This window comes from Streptomyces sp. NPDC058231 (assembly GCF_042882275.1).
In the GTDB taxonomy this organism is placed as follows: domain Bacteria; phylum Actinomycetota; class Actinomycetes; order Streptomycetales; family Streptomycetaceae; genus Streptomyces.
In genome coordinates this window covers 17,020-32,362 of sequence record NZ_JBHVWN010000050.1, presented here as the reverse complement: position 1 = coordinate 32,362, position 15,343 = coordinate 17,020, and the positions used below count along the sequence as shown (strand labels likewise).

Genomic DNA, 15,343 nt, shown 5'->3' with positions numbered 1-15,343 from the left:
GCCGGCGGCCGCAGCACGGCGGAGGTCCGTCAGCTGTCGTCCGCGGCTCCGTCCGGGCCGCTCCGCCCGTCGTCGCCTTCCTTCTCGGCGTCGGCCGGTGCGCGTTCGGGCAGCTCCGCCGCCAGCGCGGCTGCGGCCTGCACGAGCGGAAGCGCCAGCAGCGCACCGCTTCCCTCGCCCACGGTGACGCCCTGGTCCAGCAGCGGGTTGAGCGCCATCCGGTCCAGCGCCTTCGTCTGCGCCGGCTCGCCGCTCACCTGGCCCGCCAACCACCAGTCGGGCGCCCGGAAGGCGGCCCGCTGGGCCACCAGCGCACAGGCGGACGAGACCACGCCGTCCAGCACCACCGGCAGCCGCCGCACCGCGCACTGCAGCAGGAACCCGGTCATCGCGGCCAGGTCCGCGCCGCCGACCGTGGCCAGCAGTTGGAGCTGGTCGCCGAGGACCGGCCGCGCCCGCCGCAACGAGTCCCGGATCGCCGCGCACTTGCGCATCCAGGCGAGGTCGTCGATACCGGCCCCGCCGCGGCCGGTGACCACCGAGGCGTCCGTGCCGCACAACGCCGCGATCAGTGCGGACGCCGCCGTGGTGCCGCCGACGCTCAGATCGCCGAGCACCACCAGGTCGGTGCCCGAGTCGGCCTCCTCGTCGGCGATCGCGATCCCGAGGCGTACGGCCTGCTCGGCCTCATCGGCGGTCAGCGCGTCCTCGATGTCGATCCGGCCGCTGCCGCGCCGCACCCGGTGGCGCACGACCGGTTCGGGCAGCAGTTCCGGCTCGCAGTCCAGGCCGGCGTCGATGATCCGTACCGGTACGGAGAACTGGCGGGCGAGCACGGCGAGCGGCGTCGCCCCGTCGAGCGTGGCCCTCACGAGCTCGTACGCAGTCCCGGCCGCTCGGCCGGAGACACCCAGCCCGGCCACCCCGTGGTCACCGGCGAAGAGCAGGACGCGCGGCTGCACGATCGGCTTGACCGGCACGGCCTGCTGCGCGGCCGAAAGCCACTCGCCCAGCTCGTCGAGGCGCCCGAGGGCGCCCGGGGGCACGATCTGCCGTTCCCGGCGTTCCTCGGCATCGCGCCGTACGCCGCCGTCGGGGCGTTCGATCAGGTCGGAGAAGTCGTCCAGATTCACGGGGGTCTGCCTCGCGGGTCGTTACGTGGTGTGGGCCGGCGAGCCCGGCGGCGGGCTCATTGCGGAACAGTACCTGTCGTCATTCTGACGTCCCATCAGTACGGCGGCCGGTCCCTCACCGCCCGAACCGCAGCATCGTCATCGCCGGCGTCAGCGTGCGCAGCCCCGGCATCAGATGCTGGAACCGGATCAGTTCCCCCATGGCGCCCCGCCCGCGCGGCAGCCCCAGCGCGTGCACCTCGGTGATGTTCGGATGTGCGCCGAGCAGCTTCCTCCGCTCTCCCGGGTTCATCGCCCAGCGCATCGCCGGGATGGTCATCGAGCCGACCTTCGACGTACCGGCCACCGTCCCCCTCGCCTGCCAGCGGGCCACCGAGTCCAGGACGAGCACCCCGCCGGGCAGCCGCTCGGCGCAGCCCGCCAGGATCTTCCGCACCTCCGCGGGTTCCAGGTACATCAGCAGCCCCTGTGTCGTGACGATCGCACCGCGGCCCGCCGGGTCCTCGATCCCGTCCAGCCAGGACAGGTCGGTCGCCGACCGGGCGAGCGTCCGGAGCCGGTCGGACGTGGGCAGCAGCGTCCGGCGCAAGGCGGCCACCTGCGGCAGCTCCACGCTCAGCCAGTTCAGCCGCCCGTTGTCGACCCGCCAGAAGCCGGTCTCCAGACCGTCGCCGAGTGCCACGACGGTGGCCTCCGGCCGGCCGCGCAGGTAACCCTGCACCGCCAGGTCGAAGCAGCGTGAGCGCAGCGCCTGCGCCTGCGAGAGGAACGCGTTCGGCCGCCCGAACCGCTCCTCGAAGGGGTAGTCGAGATCCTCCAGCAGCTGCAGCGCCACAGGATCGTCGATGACGGGATACGGCTGCCCCGCCTCGTACGCCCGGTGGTAGAGCGTCCACAGCAGGGTCTCCGGAACCCCGTCCAGCATCGGCCGCACGCCCGTCATGCCCGCTCCCTTCCTGCTGCCTCCGGGGGTCAGCCGCGCAGGGTCAGTGCCTGCCCGGCCACCACCAGCAGCACATGCTCGCACTCGTCGGCGAACGCGGAGTTCAGCCGCCCCAGCTCGTCCCGGAACCGCCGTCCGGCCGCCGTGGCGGGCACCACGCCCGATCCGACCTCATTGGTCACGGCGACGACGGTACGCCGTGTTCCGCGCACCGAGGCGACCAGCTCGGCGGTCCGCTCCCGCAGCGCGCTCTCGCCGCCGTCCGTCCACGCCGTGTCGTCCCAGGCGCCGACCCGGTCCATCGCGTCCGTCAGCCACAGCGACAGACAGTCGATCAGCAGCGGCGGCCCGTCCGACTGCAGCAGCTCCGCCAGCTCGCAGGTCTCCTCGGTGCGCCAGGCGGCCGGTCTGCGCTCCCGGTGCAGCCCGATCCGGGCCGCCCACTCCGTGTCACCCTCCGGGCCGCCGCCGGTCGCCACGTACACCACCTCAGGGAACGTCTCCAGCCGCCGTTCCGCCTCCACCGACTTCCCCGAACGCGCGCCGCCCGTCACCAGCGTGCGCCGCGGCACATCCGGTACGGCGTGGTACTCGCCGACCACCAGCGTGGTCCCGTCGGGTACCGTCCGCGCCCCGGATGCCGCGAGCCGCCGGTCCAGCTCGGGGCCGGACGGACCGTCGTGGTCCAGATGCACGGCGATGACCTCGGTGGTGGGCCCGATCGCCTCGACGGCCCGCAGCCGGGCCACCGCGTCCGGCCGCCCGGTCACATCGCCGACCACCATGTCGTACGGCTGCGCCACCCGGTCCGCGAGACCGGCCGGGGCGGCGCCCGGCGGCATGTACAGCAGGCGCTCGCCCTCCGGGGCCGTCACCTCGTATCCCGTGCCGGGTGCGTCCATGGACACCGCCCGGACCCGGTGCCCGCTGATCAGCGTCAGCTCCCGCCCGTCCGGCACCCGTCCGGCCGGGGGCAGGCCGGCGGGCAGCTCCACGGCGGGTCCGTCGTGCGGGTGGGTGAGCAGCACCTGCCGTACGCCGGTCAGGGAATGCCCCGCGCGCGCGGCGGCGAAGACGGCCCCCGGCGTGAGGTCGAGCAGCAGCGCGTCGTCGACGAGCAGCGCGGTGGCGGCCCGCGACCGGTCCCCGCGGGCGGTGGCGCAGGCGGCGCACGGACAGTCGGGGCGCGGCAGCCCGTCGGGGGCTCCGGTGCCGAGCAGTGTCAGTTCCACGCTCCGATCCTCCCGCGTCCCCGCACCGAGTGCGCGGCCAGCCCCCGGGATCCCGGTTACCGGCCCGGGGGAGGCCGTAAGCTGCGGGCAGCAACGTGACCCAGGAGGCGGACATGGCGTGGACGTGGCGGTTCGAGAAGTCCGACGGTACGGAGACGGAGCCGGCGCTGCAGCCGGAGGAGTTCACTACGCAGGGCGATGCGGAGTCCTGGATCGGTGAGTTCTGGAAGGAACTCCTGGACGGCGGAGCGGACCAGGTGTCGCTCTTCGAGGACGCGACGAAGATCTACGGCCCCATGAGCCTCCAGGCCGACCAGGGCTGACCCGCTTCACCGGTGTGGGCCCCGGGTGCCGTTACCGGTACCCGGGGCCCCACGCGCTCCGGGGTGTGCGAGGGGTGGGGTCTCTCGTCCGGATCCTGCGGGGCGCGCGCGTGGAATCGGCACCGTGCCCCGGTCCCGGCCCGCGCCGCCCCGATCCGGACGAACGGCCTAGATCTCGCCCAGCGTGACCTCCGCCGTCCGCTCCGCGCCGTTGCGCAGGTACGTCACCGTGACCTTCTGTCCCGGTCGTTCGGCGGCCAGCACCACGGACAGCGACGTGATCGTCGTGACCTGCTCGTCGCCGATCTTCGTGATGATGTCGCCGGCCCGCAGCCCCGCCTTCTGGGCTGCGCCGCCCTGCGTGACACTGACCAGTGCGACCCCGGCGGGCTGGTAGTTGTCGTCGACGACGGTGCGTCCGGTGATGTCGAGTGCCGCCCGGCCCGAGTCGGTGACCTTGCCGCTCCTGATGATCTGGTCGGCCACCGTCCTCACCATCGAGGCGGGGATCGCGAACCCGATGCCCGGGGCCGCGCTGTCCAGCTGCGGGTCCGCGGCCGCCAGCGTCGGGATCCCGATCACCTCGCTGTCCAGGTTGACCAGCGCACCGCCGCTGTTGCCCGGGTTGATGGCCGCCGAGGTCTGCACCATGTTCGCGATGGTCGCCCCGGTGCCGCCGTTCGCCCGGTTCTCGGTGACGGTCCGGCCGACCGCCGACACGATGCCCTGGGTGACGCTGCTGGACAGGCCGAGCGGCGAACCCATCGCCAGCACGATCTGGCCGACCTCGACGTCCTCCGAGTCGCCGAACTTCGCGGCCCGCAGTCCGTCGGGTACCTCGTCGAGCTTGATGACGGCCAGGTCCTGCGCCGGGTAGGCGGCCACCAGCGAGGCGCTCAGCACCTTCTCACCGGTGGCGACGGTGACCTTGAAGGTCTTCTCCTCGCCGACCACGTGGGCGTTGGTGACGATATGGCCCTTGTCGTCGTAGACGACGCCGGATCCCAGACCGCCCGAGGCGTCGATCTGCACGACCGACGGCAGCACGTTCTTGATGACGGCCTGGTAGTCGGCCTCCAGGTCACCACTGCCCCGGGAGGCCGGGCGCTGCTGCGCCGAGGCCGACGCCGTGGCACCGCCCCCGGCCGAGTCCGAGCCGGAGCAGCCGGACATCAGGGCGACCGCACAGGCGGCCGCGGTCAGAGGCAGCAGGCACCGGCGGACACGGCTGCGGGAGAGAGATGCATCCATGTCCGGATTATTACTTTTAACCCTATCGGGGGCCTGTTGGGCGCAGCCGATCGGGCGCCGCGGCCCCTGACCCGCCGTCAGCCGCGCACGCCGCACAGATGGAGCAGCGCAGCCACCCGGCGGTACGGGTCCGTCCGTCCGGCCCGGTCCTCCGCGGCCAGCAGCCGGTCGAGCTCCGCCGCGTCCGGAAGTTCCGCCTCGTTGCCCACCTGGTCGGTGAAGACGCGCACCCCGTACCAGGCGTGCAGCGGCGCCGCGATGCCGGCGAGCGTGGCGGTCAGGGCGTCCAGCCGGTCGGCGCGCACCGTCACGCCGAGCCGGTTGGTGTACGTGTCCGTGTCGAACGCGGCCAGAGCCGTGTCCCAGTCCCCGGCGGTGCCGGGCCGCATGGCCAGCGCGTCCGAATTCCGTACGAGCAGCGAGAGGAGGCCGCCGGGCGCCAGCATCCGGGCCAGTCCGGCCAGCAGCGCGTCCGGTTCCCTGACGTACATCAGCACGCCGTGGCAGAGCACCACGTCGAAACTGCCCGGCAGGAAGTGCACTCCGGTCTCCAGGCCGTCGCCTTCGATCAGGCGGACCCGTTCCCGGATGCCCTCCGGTTCGCCGCCGAGCGCCTCGCGGGCGACCTGCAGCATCTCGCCGTCGGACTCCAGGCCGGTCACCGTGTGGCCGGCCCGGGCCAGTCGCAGTGCCTGGGTGCCCTGCCCCATGCCGACGTCGAGGATCCGCAGCCGGCGGCCGACCGGGAAGCGCGCGGCTATCTGCTCGTCGAGCTGCCGGGCGACCAGCTCCTGGCGGACGGTGTTGCGCAGCCCGCCGAGTCCTTCGAGCCACGCCGACGAGGCCCCGGAGAACCCGGACGGCCTGGCGGGCCGGACGGTGTCACCGCCCGGCAGGCCGGCGGTCGGGCCGCCGGCCGGGCCGGAGAGCTCCGTGCTCAGGGCCGCGCTCCACGCTTGACCTGCGGCTTCGGCAGACGGAGCCGGCGCATCTGGAGCGTGCGCATCAGGCCGTAGGCGATCGCGCCGCGCTTGGGCGTATCGGGGAAGCGCTCGTTCAGCTGCTTCCTGAGCCGGAACGTGAGACCGATCGAGTCGAGGATGATCAGCACGATCACACCGGCCCAGAGCAGCAGCGAGATGTTCTGGATGTTCTGCACCTGGATCACACTGAGAATCAGGATGATCACCGCGAGCGGCAGGAAGAACTCCGCGATGCAGAAGCGGGAGTCCACGAAATCGCGGACGAAGCGCCGCACCGGGCCCTTGTCACGGGCCGGCAGATAGCGCTCGTCGCCGCTCGCGAGCGCCTCGCGCTGCTTGGCCATGTCCACCCGGCGCGCTTCGCGCTGGCGTTTCATGGCCTCCTTGCGGTCGAGCGGCGCGCCACTGGAGGCACGACGGCGCTGCGACTGGGCATCGCTGCGCTTGGGGGTGGGGCGACCTTTGGGGGCCTGCGGGTCGCGGGGCTGCGTGGAGAGGTCTGCCGTCACCTTGGTGGCGGTGGCCTTCTCATCCTTCGAACGGCTACGGAACACAAAGCCCAAGGGTACGGGGTCGGCCGCGGCGACCCCAGCCCGGCCGGGAACGATCCGGCAACGGCCTGCGTCCTCACAGGTGTCCCGAGAGGGGGCAGAACGGACGTTGCCGTCGGTTTCCCCGACAGCCGCCTACTCCCTGGGCCGGAGCGGTGACCGGGAGCAGTCGTCCTTGGGGAGGACCACATCCGCACTCGAACAGTGCGGTAATAGAGACAGGGCCCGTACTGTGGGTTCTGTTGGAGTGCTGGAGCCCAGTCCGTCAGAAGGGGGCGCGCGAAGCCCATGAGCGGTGTCATGAAGCGTATGGGGATGATCTTCCGCGCGAAGGCAAACAAGGCCCTTGACCGGGCCGAGGATCCGCGCGAGACCCTCGATTACTCGTACCAGAAGCAGCTGGAGCTGCTTCAGAAGGTGCGTCGCGGTGTCGCCGACGTGGCGACCTCGCGCAAGCGCCTGGAGCTGCAGCTGAACCAGTTGCAGGGCCAGACGTCCAAGCTGGAGGACCAGGGCCGCAAGGCGCTCGCGCTCGGTCGCGAGGACCTGGCCCGCGAGGCGCTGTCCCGGCGCGCCGCCCTCCAGCAGCAGGTCACCGACCTGGAGACGCAGCACACGACGCTGCAGGGCGAGGAGGAGAAGCTCACTCTCGCGGCCCAGCGGCTGCAGGCCAAGGTCGACGCCTTCCGTACGAAGAAGGAGACCATCAAGGCCACGTACACCGCCGCCCAGGCGCAGACCCGGATCGGTGAGGCGTTCTCCGGGATCTCCGAGGAGATGGGCGACGTCGGCCTGGCGATCCAGCGGGCCGAGGACAAGACCCAGCAGCTCCAGGCGCGCGCGGGCGCGATCGACGAGCTGCTCGCCTCCGGCGCCCTGGACGACCCGACCGGGACGGCGAAGGACGACATCGCCGCCGAGCTGGACCGGATCTCCGGTGGTACGGATGTGGAGCTGGAGCTGCAGCGCATGAAGGCCGAGCTGGCCGGCGGCTCCGCGCCCCAGCAGGCCATCGAGGGCGGTCCGCAGGACGCCGCCCAGCAGCAGTCCTCGCAGTCCCCGCACAGGTTCGACAAGCAGTAAGGCGGACGTCATGATCGTTCGGATCATGGGGGAGGGCCAGGTCGCCCTGGCCGACAGTCATCTCGCCGAGCTCAACAAGCTCGACGACGTGTTGCTCGCCGAGGTGGAGAGCGGTGACGGAGCCGGTTTCCGTGCCACTCTCCACGCGCTCCTGGACCGGGTGCGCGTGCTCGGTACACCGCTGCCGGACGACTCCCTGGAGCCGTCCGAACTGATCCTGCCGTCGGCCGACGCCACCCTCGAAGAGGTACGCGAGATGCTCCGCGACGACGGTCTGATCCCCGGCTGACGCCGGTACCTCCAGCACCCGCACGTGCCCGTTGTGCCCCGTGCCCGGTCCGCCGGACACGGGGCACAGCTCTGTCCGTGTCCGGATTGCGACGTTGTGCGGGCGGTCCCGGCCCCTGGCCGGCCGTATCCGTGCGCGACACGCCGTACCGTAGCTTGACGTGACCACCCTCGGAACCGGGTTCCTGCGCGTCCGTCGCTGGCTGCGCGACCATCCCCTCGCGTTCGACGGCGCGCTCGCCGTGGCCGTGCTCGCGTCGATGACCGTCGCCTCGTTCACCGACCCGAACGCGCCGGACGGGCCCAGCTTCGGCACCCGTACCCCCGCCGCGAGCAGTGTGGTCCTGATGGTGCTGGGCGCCGCCGCGCTCGTCCTGCGACGGCGCAGGCCGATGGCGGTACTGGCCGCCACCGGCCTGCTGTCCGCCGTCGAGTTCGTGCTGGTGGACCCGCCCGCCCCGGTGGTCATGAGCACGGTCGTCGCGCTGTTCACGGTCGCCGCCCGCACCGACCGGCCCACCACCTGGCGGGTCGGCCTGCTGACCATGACCGGACTGACGGCGGCCGCGATGGTCTTCGGCGCCTCCCCCTGGTACAGCCAGGAGAACCTCGGGGTCTTCGCCTGGACCGGCATGGCAGGCGCCGCCGGGGACGCCGTCCGGTCCAGGCGGGCGTTCATCGACGCGATCAGGGAACGCGCCGAGCGCGCCGAGCGCACCCGTGAGGAGGAGGCCCGGCGAAGGGTCGCCGAGGAGCGGCTGAGGATCGCCCGTGATCTGCACGACGTGGTCGCCCATCACATCGCCCTGGTCAATGTGCAGGCCGGGGTCGCCGCCCACGTCATGGACAAGCGCCCGGACCAGGCCAAGGAGGCGCTCGCCCATGTCCGGGAGGCCAGCCGCTCCGCGCTCAACGAACTCCGGGCCACCGTCGGGCTACTGCGCCAGTCCGGCGACCCGGAGGCCCCCACCGAACCCGCCCCCGGTCTCGCGGTACTCGGCGAACTGGTGGAGACGGTCCGGCGTGCCGGACTCCCGGTCGAGGTGGCCTGCGTCGACCGCAGGCCCCCGCTGTCCGCAGCCGTCGACCTGGCGGCGTACCGGGTGATCCAGGAGGCGCTGACCAATGTGCGCAAGCACGCGGGTCCCGGGGCGAAGGCTGAGGTCAGCGTCGTACGGGTCGGGGCGACGGCCGAGGTGACGGTCCTCGACAACGGCACGGGAAGCCCCGAGGGCGCCGGCGCCGCCGACGGCGGGGGCCATGGCCTCCTCGGCATGCGCGAACGCGTCACGGCCCTCGGCGGCACCCTCACCGCCGGGCCCCGCTACGGCGGCGGATTCAGGGTCCATGCGATCCTGCCGGTCGACGCCCGCACGGGAGAACCGGGTACGCCGGAAGCGGCGGGCCGGACGGGGGAGAGCGCATGACCTCACCACCCATCAGGGTGCTGCTCGCCGACGACCAGGCGCTGCTGCGCAGCGCGTTCCGGGTGCTGGTCGACTCGGAGCCCGACATGCAGGTGGTCGGAGAGGCGGCCGACGGTGCGGAGGCGGTGGCGCTGGCCCGCTCGGCCCGCGCCGATGTGGTGCTGATGGACATCCGGATGCCCGGCACCGACGGGCTCGCCGCGACCCGGATGATCAGCGCCGACCCGGAGCTGGCGGACGTACGGATCGTCATGCTCACCACCTTCGAGGTCGACGAGTACGTGGTGCAGTCGCTGCGCGCCGGTGCCTCCGGCTTCCTCGGCAAGGGCGCTGAACCGGACGAACTGCTCAACGCGATCCGTATCGCCGCGGGCGGCGAGGCGCTGCTGTCGCCGGCGGCGACCAAGGGGCTGATCGCCACCTTCCTCGCGCAGGGCGGCAGTTCGGACGGCAGCGGGCCGGGCGCCGCGGAGTACGCCGAGCGGCTCGGGGCGCTCACCGGCCGCGAACGCGAGGTACTGGTCCTGGTCGCGGGCGGGCACTCCAACGACGAGATCGCCGACCGCCTCGTCGTCAGCCCGCTCACCGTGAAGACCCATGTGAACCGTGCCATGGCGAAACTCGGCGCCCGGGACCGGGCCCAATTGGTGGTAATTGCATACGAATCGGGCCTGGTGCGCCCCAGGGTGGAGTGACGGTGGCAGGGCCGCATACTCCAGCTGCGGTATGCGCCGCCCGATAATGCAACCCTGGGGCCGACGTTTCCGCTCCGCGGATACGGGATCGTATAGGTGGGCCGGGTCTGTCCCGTAGTCACCCGCCCACCTGCCGCGTAAGCCACAGAAGAGAGACCCACCCATGTCCTGGCTGTCCAGATTCAGCCTCGCGCAACGGGCCCTGATCGGGCTGATCTCGATTGTCGCGCTCGTCTTCGGGGCGATCGCGATCCCGCAGCTCAAGCAGCAGTTGCTGCCCACCATCGAACTCCCGATGGTCTCGGTGCTCGCCCCCTACCAGGGCGCGTCCCCCGATGTGGTCGAGAAGCAGGTCGTCGAACCGCTCGAGAACACCATCAAGGCCGTCGACGGCGTGACCGGCGTCACCTCGACCGCCAGCGAGGGCAACGCCGTCATCATGGCGTCCTTCGACTTCGGCGACGAAGGCACGAAGCAACTGGTCGCCGACATCCAGCAGGCGGTCAACCGCGCCCGCGTCCAGCTGCCCGACGAGGTCGACCCGCAGGTCATCGCCGGCTCGACGGACGACATCCCGACCGTCGTCCTCGCCGTCACCTCGGACAAGGACCAGCAGGCGCTCGCCGACCAGTTGGACCGCACCGTCGTCCCCGTGCTCCAGGACATCGACGGCGTCGGCCAGGTCTCGGTCAACGGGGTCCAGGACCTCCAGGTCTCCGTCACCCCCGACAACAAGAAGCTCGCGGCCGCGGGGCTGAACACCGGATCCCTCGCCCAGGCGCTCCAGGCGGGCGGAGCCACCGTCCCGGCCGGCTCCTTCTCGGAACAGGGCAAGAGCCGCACCGTCCAGGTCGGCGGAGCCTTCACCTCCCTGAAGGAGATCGAGGACCTCCGGGTCACCGGTCAGAACCCGGCCACCGGCAAGCCCGGCAAGCCGGTCCGCGTCGGTGACATCGCCACGGTGACCCAGGAGCCGTCCACCGCGGTCTCCATCACCCGCACGAACGGCAGGCCGAGCCTCGCCGTGATGGCCACGATGGACAAGGACGGCAGCGCCGTCGCCATCTCGAACGCCGTCAAGGACAAGCTCCCGGCCCTCCGCAAGGACCTCGGCGACGGTGCCCGGCTGACGGTCGTCTCCGACCAGGGTCCGGCCGTCTCCAAGGCGATCTCCGGCCTGACCACCGAGGGCGCGCTCGGCCTGCTCTTCGCGGTCATCGTGATCCTGGTCTTCCTCGCGTCGCTGCGCTCGACGCTGGTCACCGCGGTCTCCATCCCGCTCTCCGTGGTCCTCGCGCTGATCGTGCTCTGGACCCGGGACCTGTCGCTCAACATGCTCACGCTCGGCGCGCTGACCATCGCGATCGGCCGGGTCGTCGACGACTCGATCGTGGTTCTGGAGAACATCAAGCGCCACCTCGGCTACGGCGAGGAGCGCCAGTCCGCGATCATCACCGCGGTCAGGGAAGTGGCCGGTGCGGTCACCTCCTCCACCCTCACCACGGTCGCCGTGTTCCTGCCGATCGGTCTGGTCGGCGGCATGGTCGGCGAGCTGTTCGGCTCGTTCTCCCTGACCGTCACCGCGGCCCTGCTCGCCTCCCTGCTGGTCTCGCTGACCGTGGTCCCCGTCCTGTCGTACTGGTTCCTGCGCGCCCCCGAGGGCAGCACGGAGAACCCGGACGAGGCCCGCCGCAAGGCCGAGGAGAAGGAAGCGCGCAGCCGGCTCCAGCGGCTGTACGTCCCGGTGCTGCGCTTCGCCACCCGGCGCCGCATCACCAGCATCGTCATCGCCGTCGCCGTGCTCTTCGGCACGTTCGGCATGGCTCCGCTGCTGAAGACCAACTTCTTCGACCAGGGCGAACAGGAGGTCCTCTCCATCAAGCAGGAGCTGGCCCCCGGCACCAGCCTGTCGGCCGCCGACGCGGCGGCGAAGAAGGTCGAGACGCTCCTCGACGGGGACAAGGGCGTCAAGGACTACCAGGTCACCGTCGGTTCCTCCGGCTTCCTGGCGGCCTTCGGCGGCGGTACGGGCTCCAACCAGGCCTCGTACCAGATCACGCTGAAGGACTCGGCCGACTCCGACGCCACCCAGAAGCGCATCGACGAGGGTCTCGGCAAGCTCGACGGCATCGGTGACACCACCATCTCCGCGGGCGGCGGCTTCGGCAGCCAGGACCTGAGCGTCGTGGTCAAGTCCGCCGACGCGGACACCCTCAAGAAGGCCTCCGAAGAGGTACGGGCCGAGGTCGCGAAGATCAAGGACGTCACCGACGTCCAGAGCGACCTGGCGCAGAGCGTCCCGCGCATCTCGGTGAAGGCCAACTCCAAGGCCGCGGCCGCCGGGTTCAACCAGACCACGCTCGGCGCGGCCGTCGCCGGAGCGGTGCGCGGCACCCCCTCCGGCAAGGCGATGATGGACGACACCGAGCGCGACGTCGTCATCAAGTCCGCCCACCCGGCCACCACGATGGACGAGCTGAAGAAGCTTCCGCTCGGCCCGGTGAAGCTCGGCCAGATCGCCGACGTGAAGCTGGTCCCCGGACCGGTCTCGATGACGAGGATCGACGGCCAGCGCGCCGCCACGATCACCGCCAGGCCGACCGGTGACAACACCGGCGCGGTGAGCGCCTCGCTCCAGTCGAAGATCAACGCCCTGGACCTGCCGGCCGGCGCCACCGCCACCATCGGCGGTGTCTCCCAGGACCAGGACGACGCGTTCATGAAGCTCGGCCTGGCCATGCTCGCGGCCATCGCGATCGTCTTCATGCTGCTGGTCGCGACGTTCCGGTCGCTCGTCCAGCCGCTGATCCTGCTGGTCTCCATCCCGTTCGCGGCGACCGGCGCCATCGGTCTCCTCGTCGTCACGGGCACTCCGATGGGTGTCCCGGCGATGATCGGCATGCTGATGCTGATCGGCATCGTGGTGACCAACGCGATCGTGCTGATCGACCTGATCAACCAGTACCGCTCGCAGGGCATGGGCATCGTCGAAGCGGTCATCGAGGGTGGCCGCCACCGTCTCCGCCCGATCCTGATGACCGCACTCGCGACGATCTTCGCCCTGCTCCCGATGGCGCTCGGCGTCACCGGCGAGGGTGGCTTCATCTCGCAGCCGCTCGCCGTCGTGGTGATCGGCGGGCTGGTCACGTCGACGCTGCTGACTCTGCTGCTGGTGCCGACGCTCTACGCGATGGTGGAGCTCCGCAAGGAGCGCCGCGCGAAGAAGAAGGCGGCGAAGCGCGCCAGGAAGGCCGGCCTGCCGGCGCCGGACTCGGTCCGTTCGGAGGACGCCGTCTCCGAGGAGCCGGAGCCCGCGAAGGCCTGACGCCTCGTACGCACGAAGGCCCCGGCACCGATCATCGGTGCCGGGGCCTTCCCGTGTCCGCAGCGGATCCTCGGTGGCCTGCCCCGGACTCCGGGGCGCCGCACCGCACCCGCGGCGCATGGCTACGGCAGCGCCAGCATCCGCTCCAGCGCGAGCTTCGCGTACTTCTCCGTCTCCGGGTCGACCTCGATCCGGTTGACCAGGTTCCCCTCGGCCAGCGACTCCAGCGTCCACACCAGGTGCGGCAGGTCGATCCGGTTCATCGTCGAGCAGAAGCAGACCGTCTTGTCGAGGAAGACGATCTCCTTGTCCTCCGCGGCGAACCGGTTGGCCAGGCGGCGCACCAGGTTCAGCTCGGTGCCGACCGCCCACTTCGAGCCGGCCGGGGCCGCCTCCAGGGCCTTGATGATGTACTCCGTCGAGCCGACGTAGTCCGCGGCCGCCACGACCTCGTGCTTGCACTCGGGGTGCACCAGGACGTTGACGCCCGGGATCCGCGCACGGACGTCGTTGACGGAGTCCACCGAGAAACGCCCGTGCACGGAGCAGTGCCCGCGCCACAGGATCATCTTCGCGTTCCGCAGCTCCTCGGCGGTGAGGCCGCCGTTCGGCTTGTGCGGGTTGTAGAGGACACAGTCCTCCAGCGTCATCCCCATGTCGCGGACCGCGGTGTTGCGGCCCAGGTGCTGGTCGGGGAGGAAGAGCACCTTCTCGCCCTGCTCGAAGGCCCACTCCAGGGCGCGCTCGGCGTTGGACGAGGTGCAGATCGTGCCGCCGTGCCTGCCGGTGAACGCCTTGATGTCGGCGGAGGAGTTCATGTACGAGACGGGCACGACCTGTTCGGCGATCCCGGCCTCGGTCAGCACGTCCCAGCACTCCGCGACCTGCTCGGCGGTGGCCATGTCGGCCATCGAGCAGCCCGCGGCCAGGTCCGGCAGTACGACCTTCTGGTCGTCGGTGGTCAGGATGTCGGCGGACTCGGCCATGAAGTGCACGCCGCAGAAGACGATGTACTCGGCCTCGGGCCGGGCGGCCGCGTCACGGGCGAGCTTGAAGGAGTCGCCGGTGACGTCCGCGAACTGGATGACCTCGTCGCGCTGGTAGTGGTGGCCGAGGACGAAGACCTTCTCCCCGAGCTTCTCCTTGGCCGCGCGGGCGCGCTCCACCAGGTCCGGGTCGGACGGGGAGGGCAGATCGCCGGGGCACTCGACACCGCGCTCACTCTTCGGGTCGGCCTCCCGGCCGAGCAGAAGCAGGGCGAGGGGCGTCGGCTGGACGTCGAGGTCCTGGACGGGGTGGGCCGTGGTCACGTCACGCACCCTTTCTTCTCTGCGATGAGCCTTTTCGTCTAATTGACGTTATCTATCATATCCGGTTCACGTCACTTTGACGATGCCGATAGTGTCGATGTGACGAATTCCCCCCGGCGGTATTGCCGGAGGCGTCGGCCGGACCGTCGCGCGTCCCTGTGGGCCTCTCCTTCCCGCCCGATACTCCTTCCCGGCCCGGTGTGCGAGCATGAAAGGAACAGGCAAGCGCTCGGCCCGGAATGAATCCGCGGTCCCGACGGTTGCAACGTCGGCAAGCAGTCCGTACAACCCGGGAGAGAAGCAGATGTCCGTATCGGACGAGACCACCACCGTGAGCGACGGCATCCTCCTGTCCGACGCCGCCGCAGCCAAGGTCAAGGGCCTGCTGGAGCAGGAGGGCCGCGACGACCTGGCGCTGCGCGTCGCCGTCCAGCCCGGCGGCTGCTCGGGCCTGCGCTACCAGCTCTTCTTCGACGAGCGTTCGCTCGACGGCGATGTCATCAAGGACTTCGACGGTGTCAAGGTCGTCACCGACCGGATGAGCGCTCCGTACCTGGGCGGCGCCTCCATCGACTTCGTCGACACCATCGAGAAGCAGGGCTTCACGATCGACAACCCGAACGCCACGGGCTCCTGCGCCTGCGGCGACTCCTTCAGCTGAGTCGCGAGGCATCGGGCAGCGGTACCCGACAGAAGGGGGCGGGGCCCCCCGAAAGGGGGGGGCCGCCGAGATGGAAAAGACCAGGGAAAAAACGTGTAACACAACCAAAAAATAAAAAAAACAAACAACACCAAAAGT

Annotated in this window: 14 protein-coding genes; 7 read left to right on the top strand and 7 right to left on the bottom strand. The window is 71.0% G+C overall.

What is annotated here, in order from left to right; all coding sequences use genetic code 11:
- Positions 1-29: 29 nt before the first annotated feature.
- From cobT to ACFVXE_RS27550, 3 genes are all read right to left on the bottom strand, one after another.
- The gene (gene cobT / locus ACFVXE_RS27560) at positions 30-1,133 is read right to left on the bottom strand and encodes a nicotinate-nucleotide--dimethylbenzimidazole phosphoribosyltransferase (RefSeq protein ID WP_389675079.1); all 1,104 of its coding nucleotides are present in this window, start codon (positions 1,131-1,133) and stop codon (positions 30-32) included.
- 115 nt (positions 1,134-1,248) lie between these two features.
- The gene (locus ACFVXE_RS27555) at positions 1,249-2,076 is read right to left on the bottom strand and encodes a class I SAM-dependent methyltransferase (RefSeq protein WP_389675078.1); all 828 of its coding nucleotides are present in this window, start codon (positions 2,074-2,076) and stop codon (positions 1,249-1,251) included.
- A gap of 29 nt (positions 2,077-2,105) precedes the next feature.
- Positions 2,106-3,308: a bifunctional adenosylcobinamide kinase/adenosylcobinamide-phosphate guanylyltransferase gene (locus tag ACFVXE_RS27550; protein WP_389675076.1), complete on the bottom strand. Its 1,203-nt coding sequence runs from the start codon at positions 3,306-3,308 to the stop codon at positions 2,106-2,108.
- Between the two features lie 113 nt (positions 3,309-3,421).
- Here ACFVXE_RS27550 and ACFVXE_RS27545 point away from each other — a divergent pair, with 113 nt between their 5' ends.
- Entirely contained in the window at positions 3,422-3,631 is a 210-nt protein-coding gene (locus ACFVXE_RS27545) for a hypothetical protein (RefSeq protein WP_319329199.1), read from the top strand.
- Positions 3,632-3,799: 168 nt separating this feature from the next.
- On the opposite strand, the gene ACFVXE_RS27540 is transcribed toward ACFVXE_RS27545, so the two are convergent.
- The 3 genes from ACFVXE_RS27540 to ACFVXE_RS27530 form a co-directional block, all read right to left on the bottom strand.
- Positions 3,800-4,882, bottom strand: coding sequence for a S1C family serine protease (locus tag ACFVXE_RS27540; RefSeq protein ID WP_389675075.1), 1,083 nt, complete (start codon positions 4,880-4,882; stop codon positions 3,800-3,802).
- Positions 4,883-4,959: 77 nt separating this feature from the next.
- Positions 4,960-5,670, bottom strand: coding sequence for a class I SAM-dependent methyltransferase (locus tag ACFVXE_RS27535; RefSeq protein ID WP_389675116.1), 711 nt, complete (start codon positions 5,668-5,670; stop codon positions 4,960-4,962).
- A 149-nt stretch (positions 5,671-5,819) separates the two neighbouring features.
- Positions 5,820-6,419 carry a DUF3043 domain-containing protein gene (locus ACFVXE_RS27530; RefSeq protein WP_389675073.1) on the bottom strand — a complete coding sequence of 200 codons (600 nt, stop codon included), beginning with the start codon at positions 6,417-6,419 and terminating at the stop codon, positions 5,820-5,822.
- 297 nt (positions 6,420-6,716) lie between these two features.
- Here ACFVXE_RS27530 and ACFVXE_RS27525 point away from each other — a divergent pair, with 297 nt between their 5' ends.
- The 5 genes from ACFVXE_RS27525 to ACFVXE_RS27505 all read left to right on the top strand — a co-directional run bounded on the left by ACFVXE_RS27525 (position 6,717) and on the right by ACFVXE_RS27505 (position 13,234).
- Positions 6,717-7,499 carry a PspA/IM30 family protein gene (locus ACFVXE_RS27525; RefSeq protein WP_389675071.1) on the top strand — a complete coding sequence of 261 codons (783 nt, stop codon included), beginning with the start codon at positions 6,717-6,719 and terminating at the stop codon, positions 7,497-7,499.
- A gap of 10 nt (positions 7,500-7,509) precedes the next feature.
- The gene (locus ACFVXE_RS27520; RefSeq protein WP_389675070.1) at positions 7,510-7,788 is read left to right on the top strand and encodes a hypothetical protein; all 279 of its coding nucleotides are present in this window, start codon (positions 7,510-7,512) and stop codon (positions 7,786-7,788) included.
- 160 nt (positions 7,789-7,948) lie between these two features.
- A complete protein-coding gene (locus tag ACFVXE_RS27515; protein ID WP_389675068.1) occupies positions 7,949-9,214 on the top strand; it encodes a sensor histidine kinase in 1,266 nt (421 codons plus the stop codon).
- On the top strand, positions 9,211-9,909 hold the full coding sequence (locus tag ACFVXE_RS27510) for a response regulator (RefSeq protein ID WP_389675066.1): 699 nt from the start codon (positions 9,211-9,213) through the stop codon (positions 9,907-9,909). Before ACFVXE_RS27515 ends, ACFVXE_RS27510 begins: the two co-directional genes overlap by 4 nt.
- Positions 9,910-10,072: 163 nt before the next feature.
- Positions 10,073-13,234, top strand: coding sequence for an efflux RND transporter permease subunit (locus tag ACFVXE_RS27505; RefSeq protein WP_389675065.1), 3,162 nt, complete (start codon positions 10,073-10,075; stop codon positions 13,232-13,234).
- Between the two features lie 122 nt (positions 13,235-13,356).
- Here the strand turns inward: ACFVXE_RS27505 and nadA are convergent, their stop codons facing one another.
- Entirely contained in the window at positions 13,357-14,553 is a 1,197-nt protein-coding gene (nadA, locus tag ACFVXE_RS27500) for a quinolinate synthase NadA (protein WP_389675063.1), read from the bottom strand.
- Between the two features lie 295 nt (positions 14,554-14,848).
- On the opposite strand from nadA, the gene ACFVXE_RS27495 reads away from it, so the two are divergent.
- Positions 14,849-15,205, top strand: a complete 357-nt coding sequence (locus ACFVXE_RS27495) for an iron-sulfur cluster assembly accessory protein (RefSeq protein WP_365822849.1) — start codon at positions 14,849-14,851, stop codon at positions 15,203-15,205.
- Positions 15,206-15,343: the final 138 nt, after the last annotated feature.

Bases quoted from the DNA above. Each gene is read 5' to 3' on its own strand.
- ACFVXE_RS27510 (WP_389675066.1), top strand. From the start codon at position 9,211: ATGACCTCACCACCCATCAGGGTGCTGCTCGCCGACGACCAGGCGCTG.
- ACFVXE_RS27495 (WP_365822849.1), top strand. From the start codon at position 14,849: ATGTCCGTATCGGACGAGACCACCACCGTGAGCGACGGCATCCTCCTG.
- ACFVXE_RS27505 (WP_389675065.1), top strand. From the start codon at position 10,073: ATGTCCTGGCTGTCCAGATTCAGCCTCGCGCAACGGGCCCTGATCGGG.
- ACFVXE_RS27525 (WP_389675071.1), top strand. From the start codon at position 6,717: ATGAAGCGTATGGGGATGATCTTCCGCGCGAAGGCAAACAAGGCCCTT.
- ACFVXE_RS27555 (WP_389675078.1), bottom strand. From the start codon at position 2,076: ATGACGGGCGTGCGGCCGATGCTGGACGGGGTTCCGGAGACCCTGCTG.
- ACFVXE_RS27545 (WP_319329199.1), top strand. From the start codon at position 3,422: ATGGCGTGGACGTGGCGGTTCGAGAAGTCCGACGGTACGGAGACGGAG.
- ACFVXE_RS27540 (WP_389675075.1), bottom strand. From the start codon at position 4,882: ATGGATGCATCTCTCTCCCGCAGCCGTGTCCGCCGGTGCCTGCTGCCT.
- ACFVXE_RS27520 (WP_389675070.1), top strand. From the start codon at position 7,510: ATGATCGTTCGGATCATGGGGGAGGGCCAGGTCGCCCTGGCCGACAGT.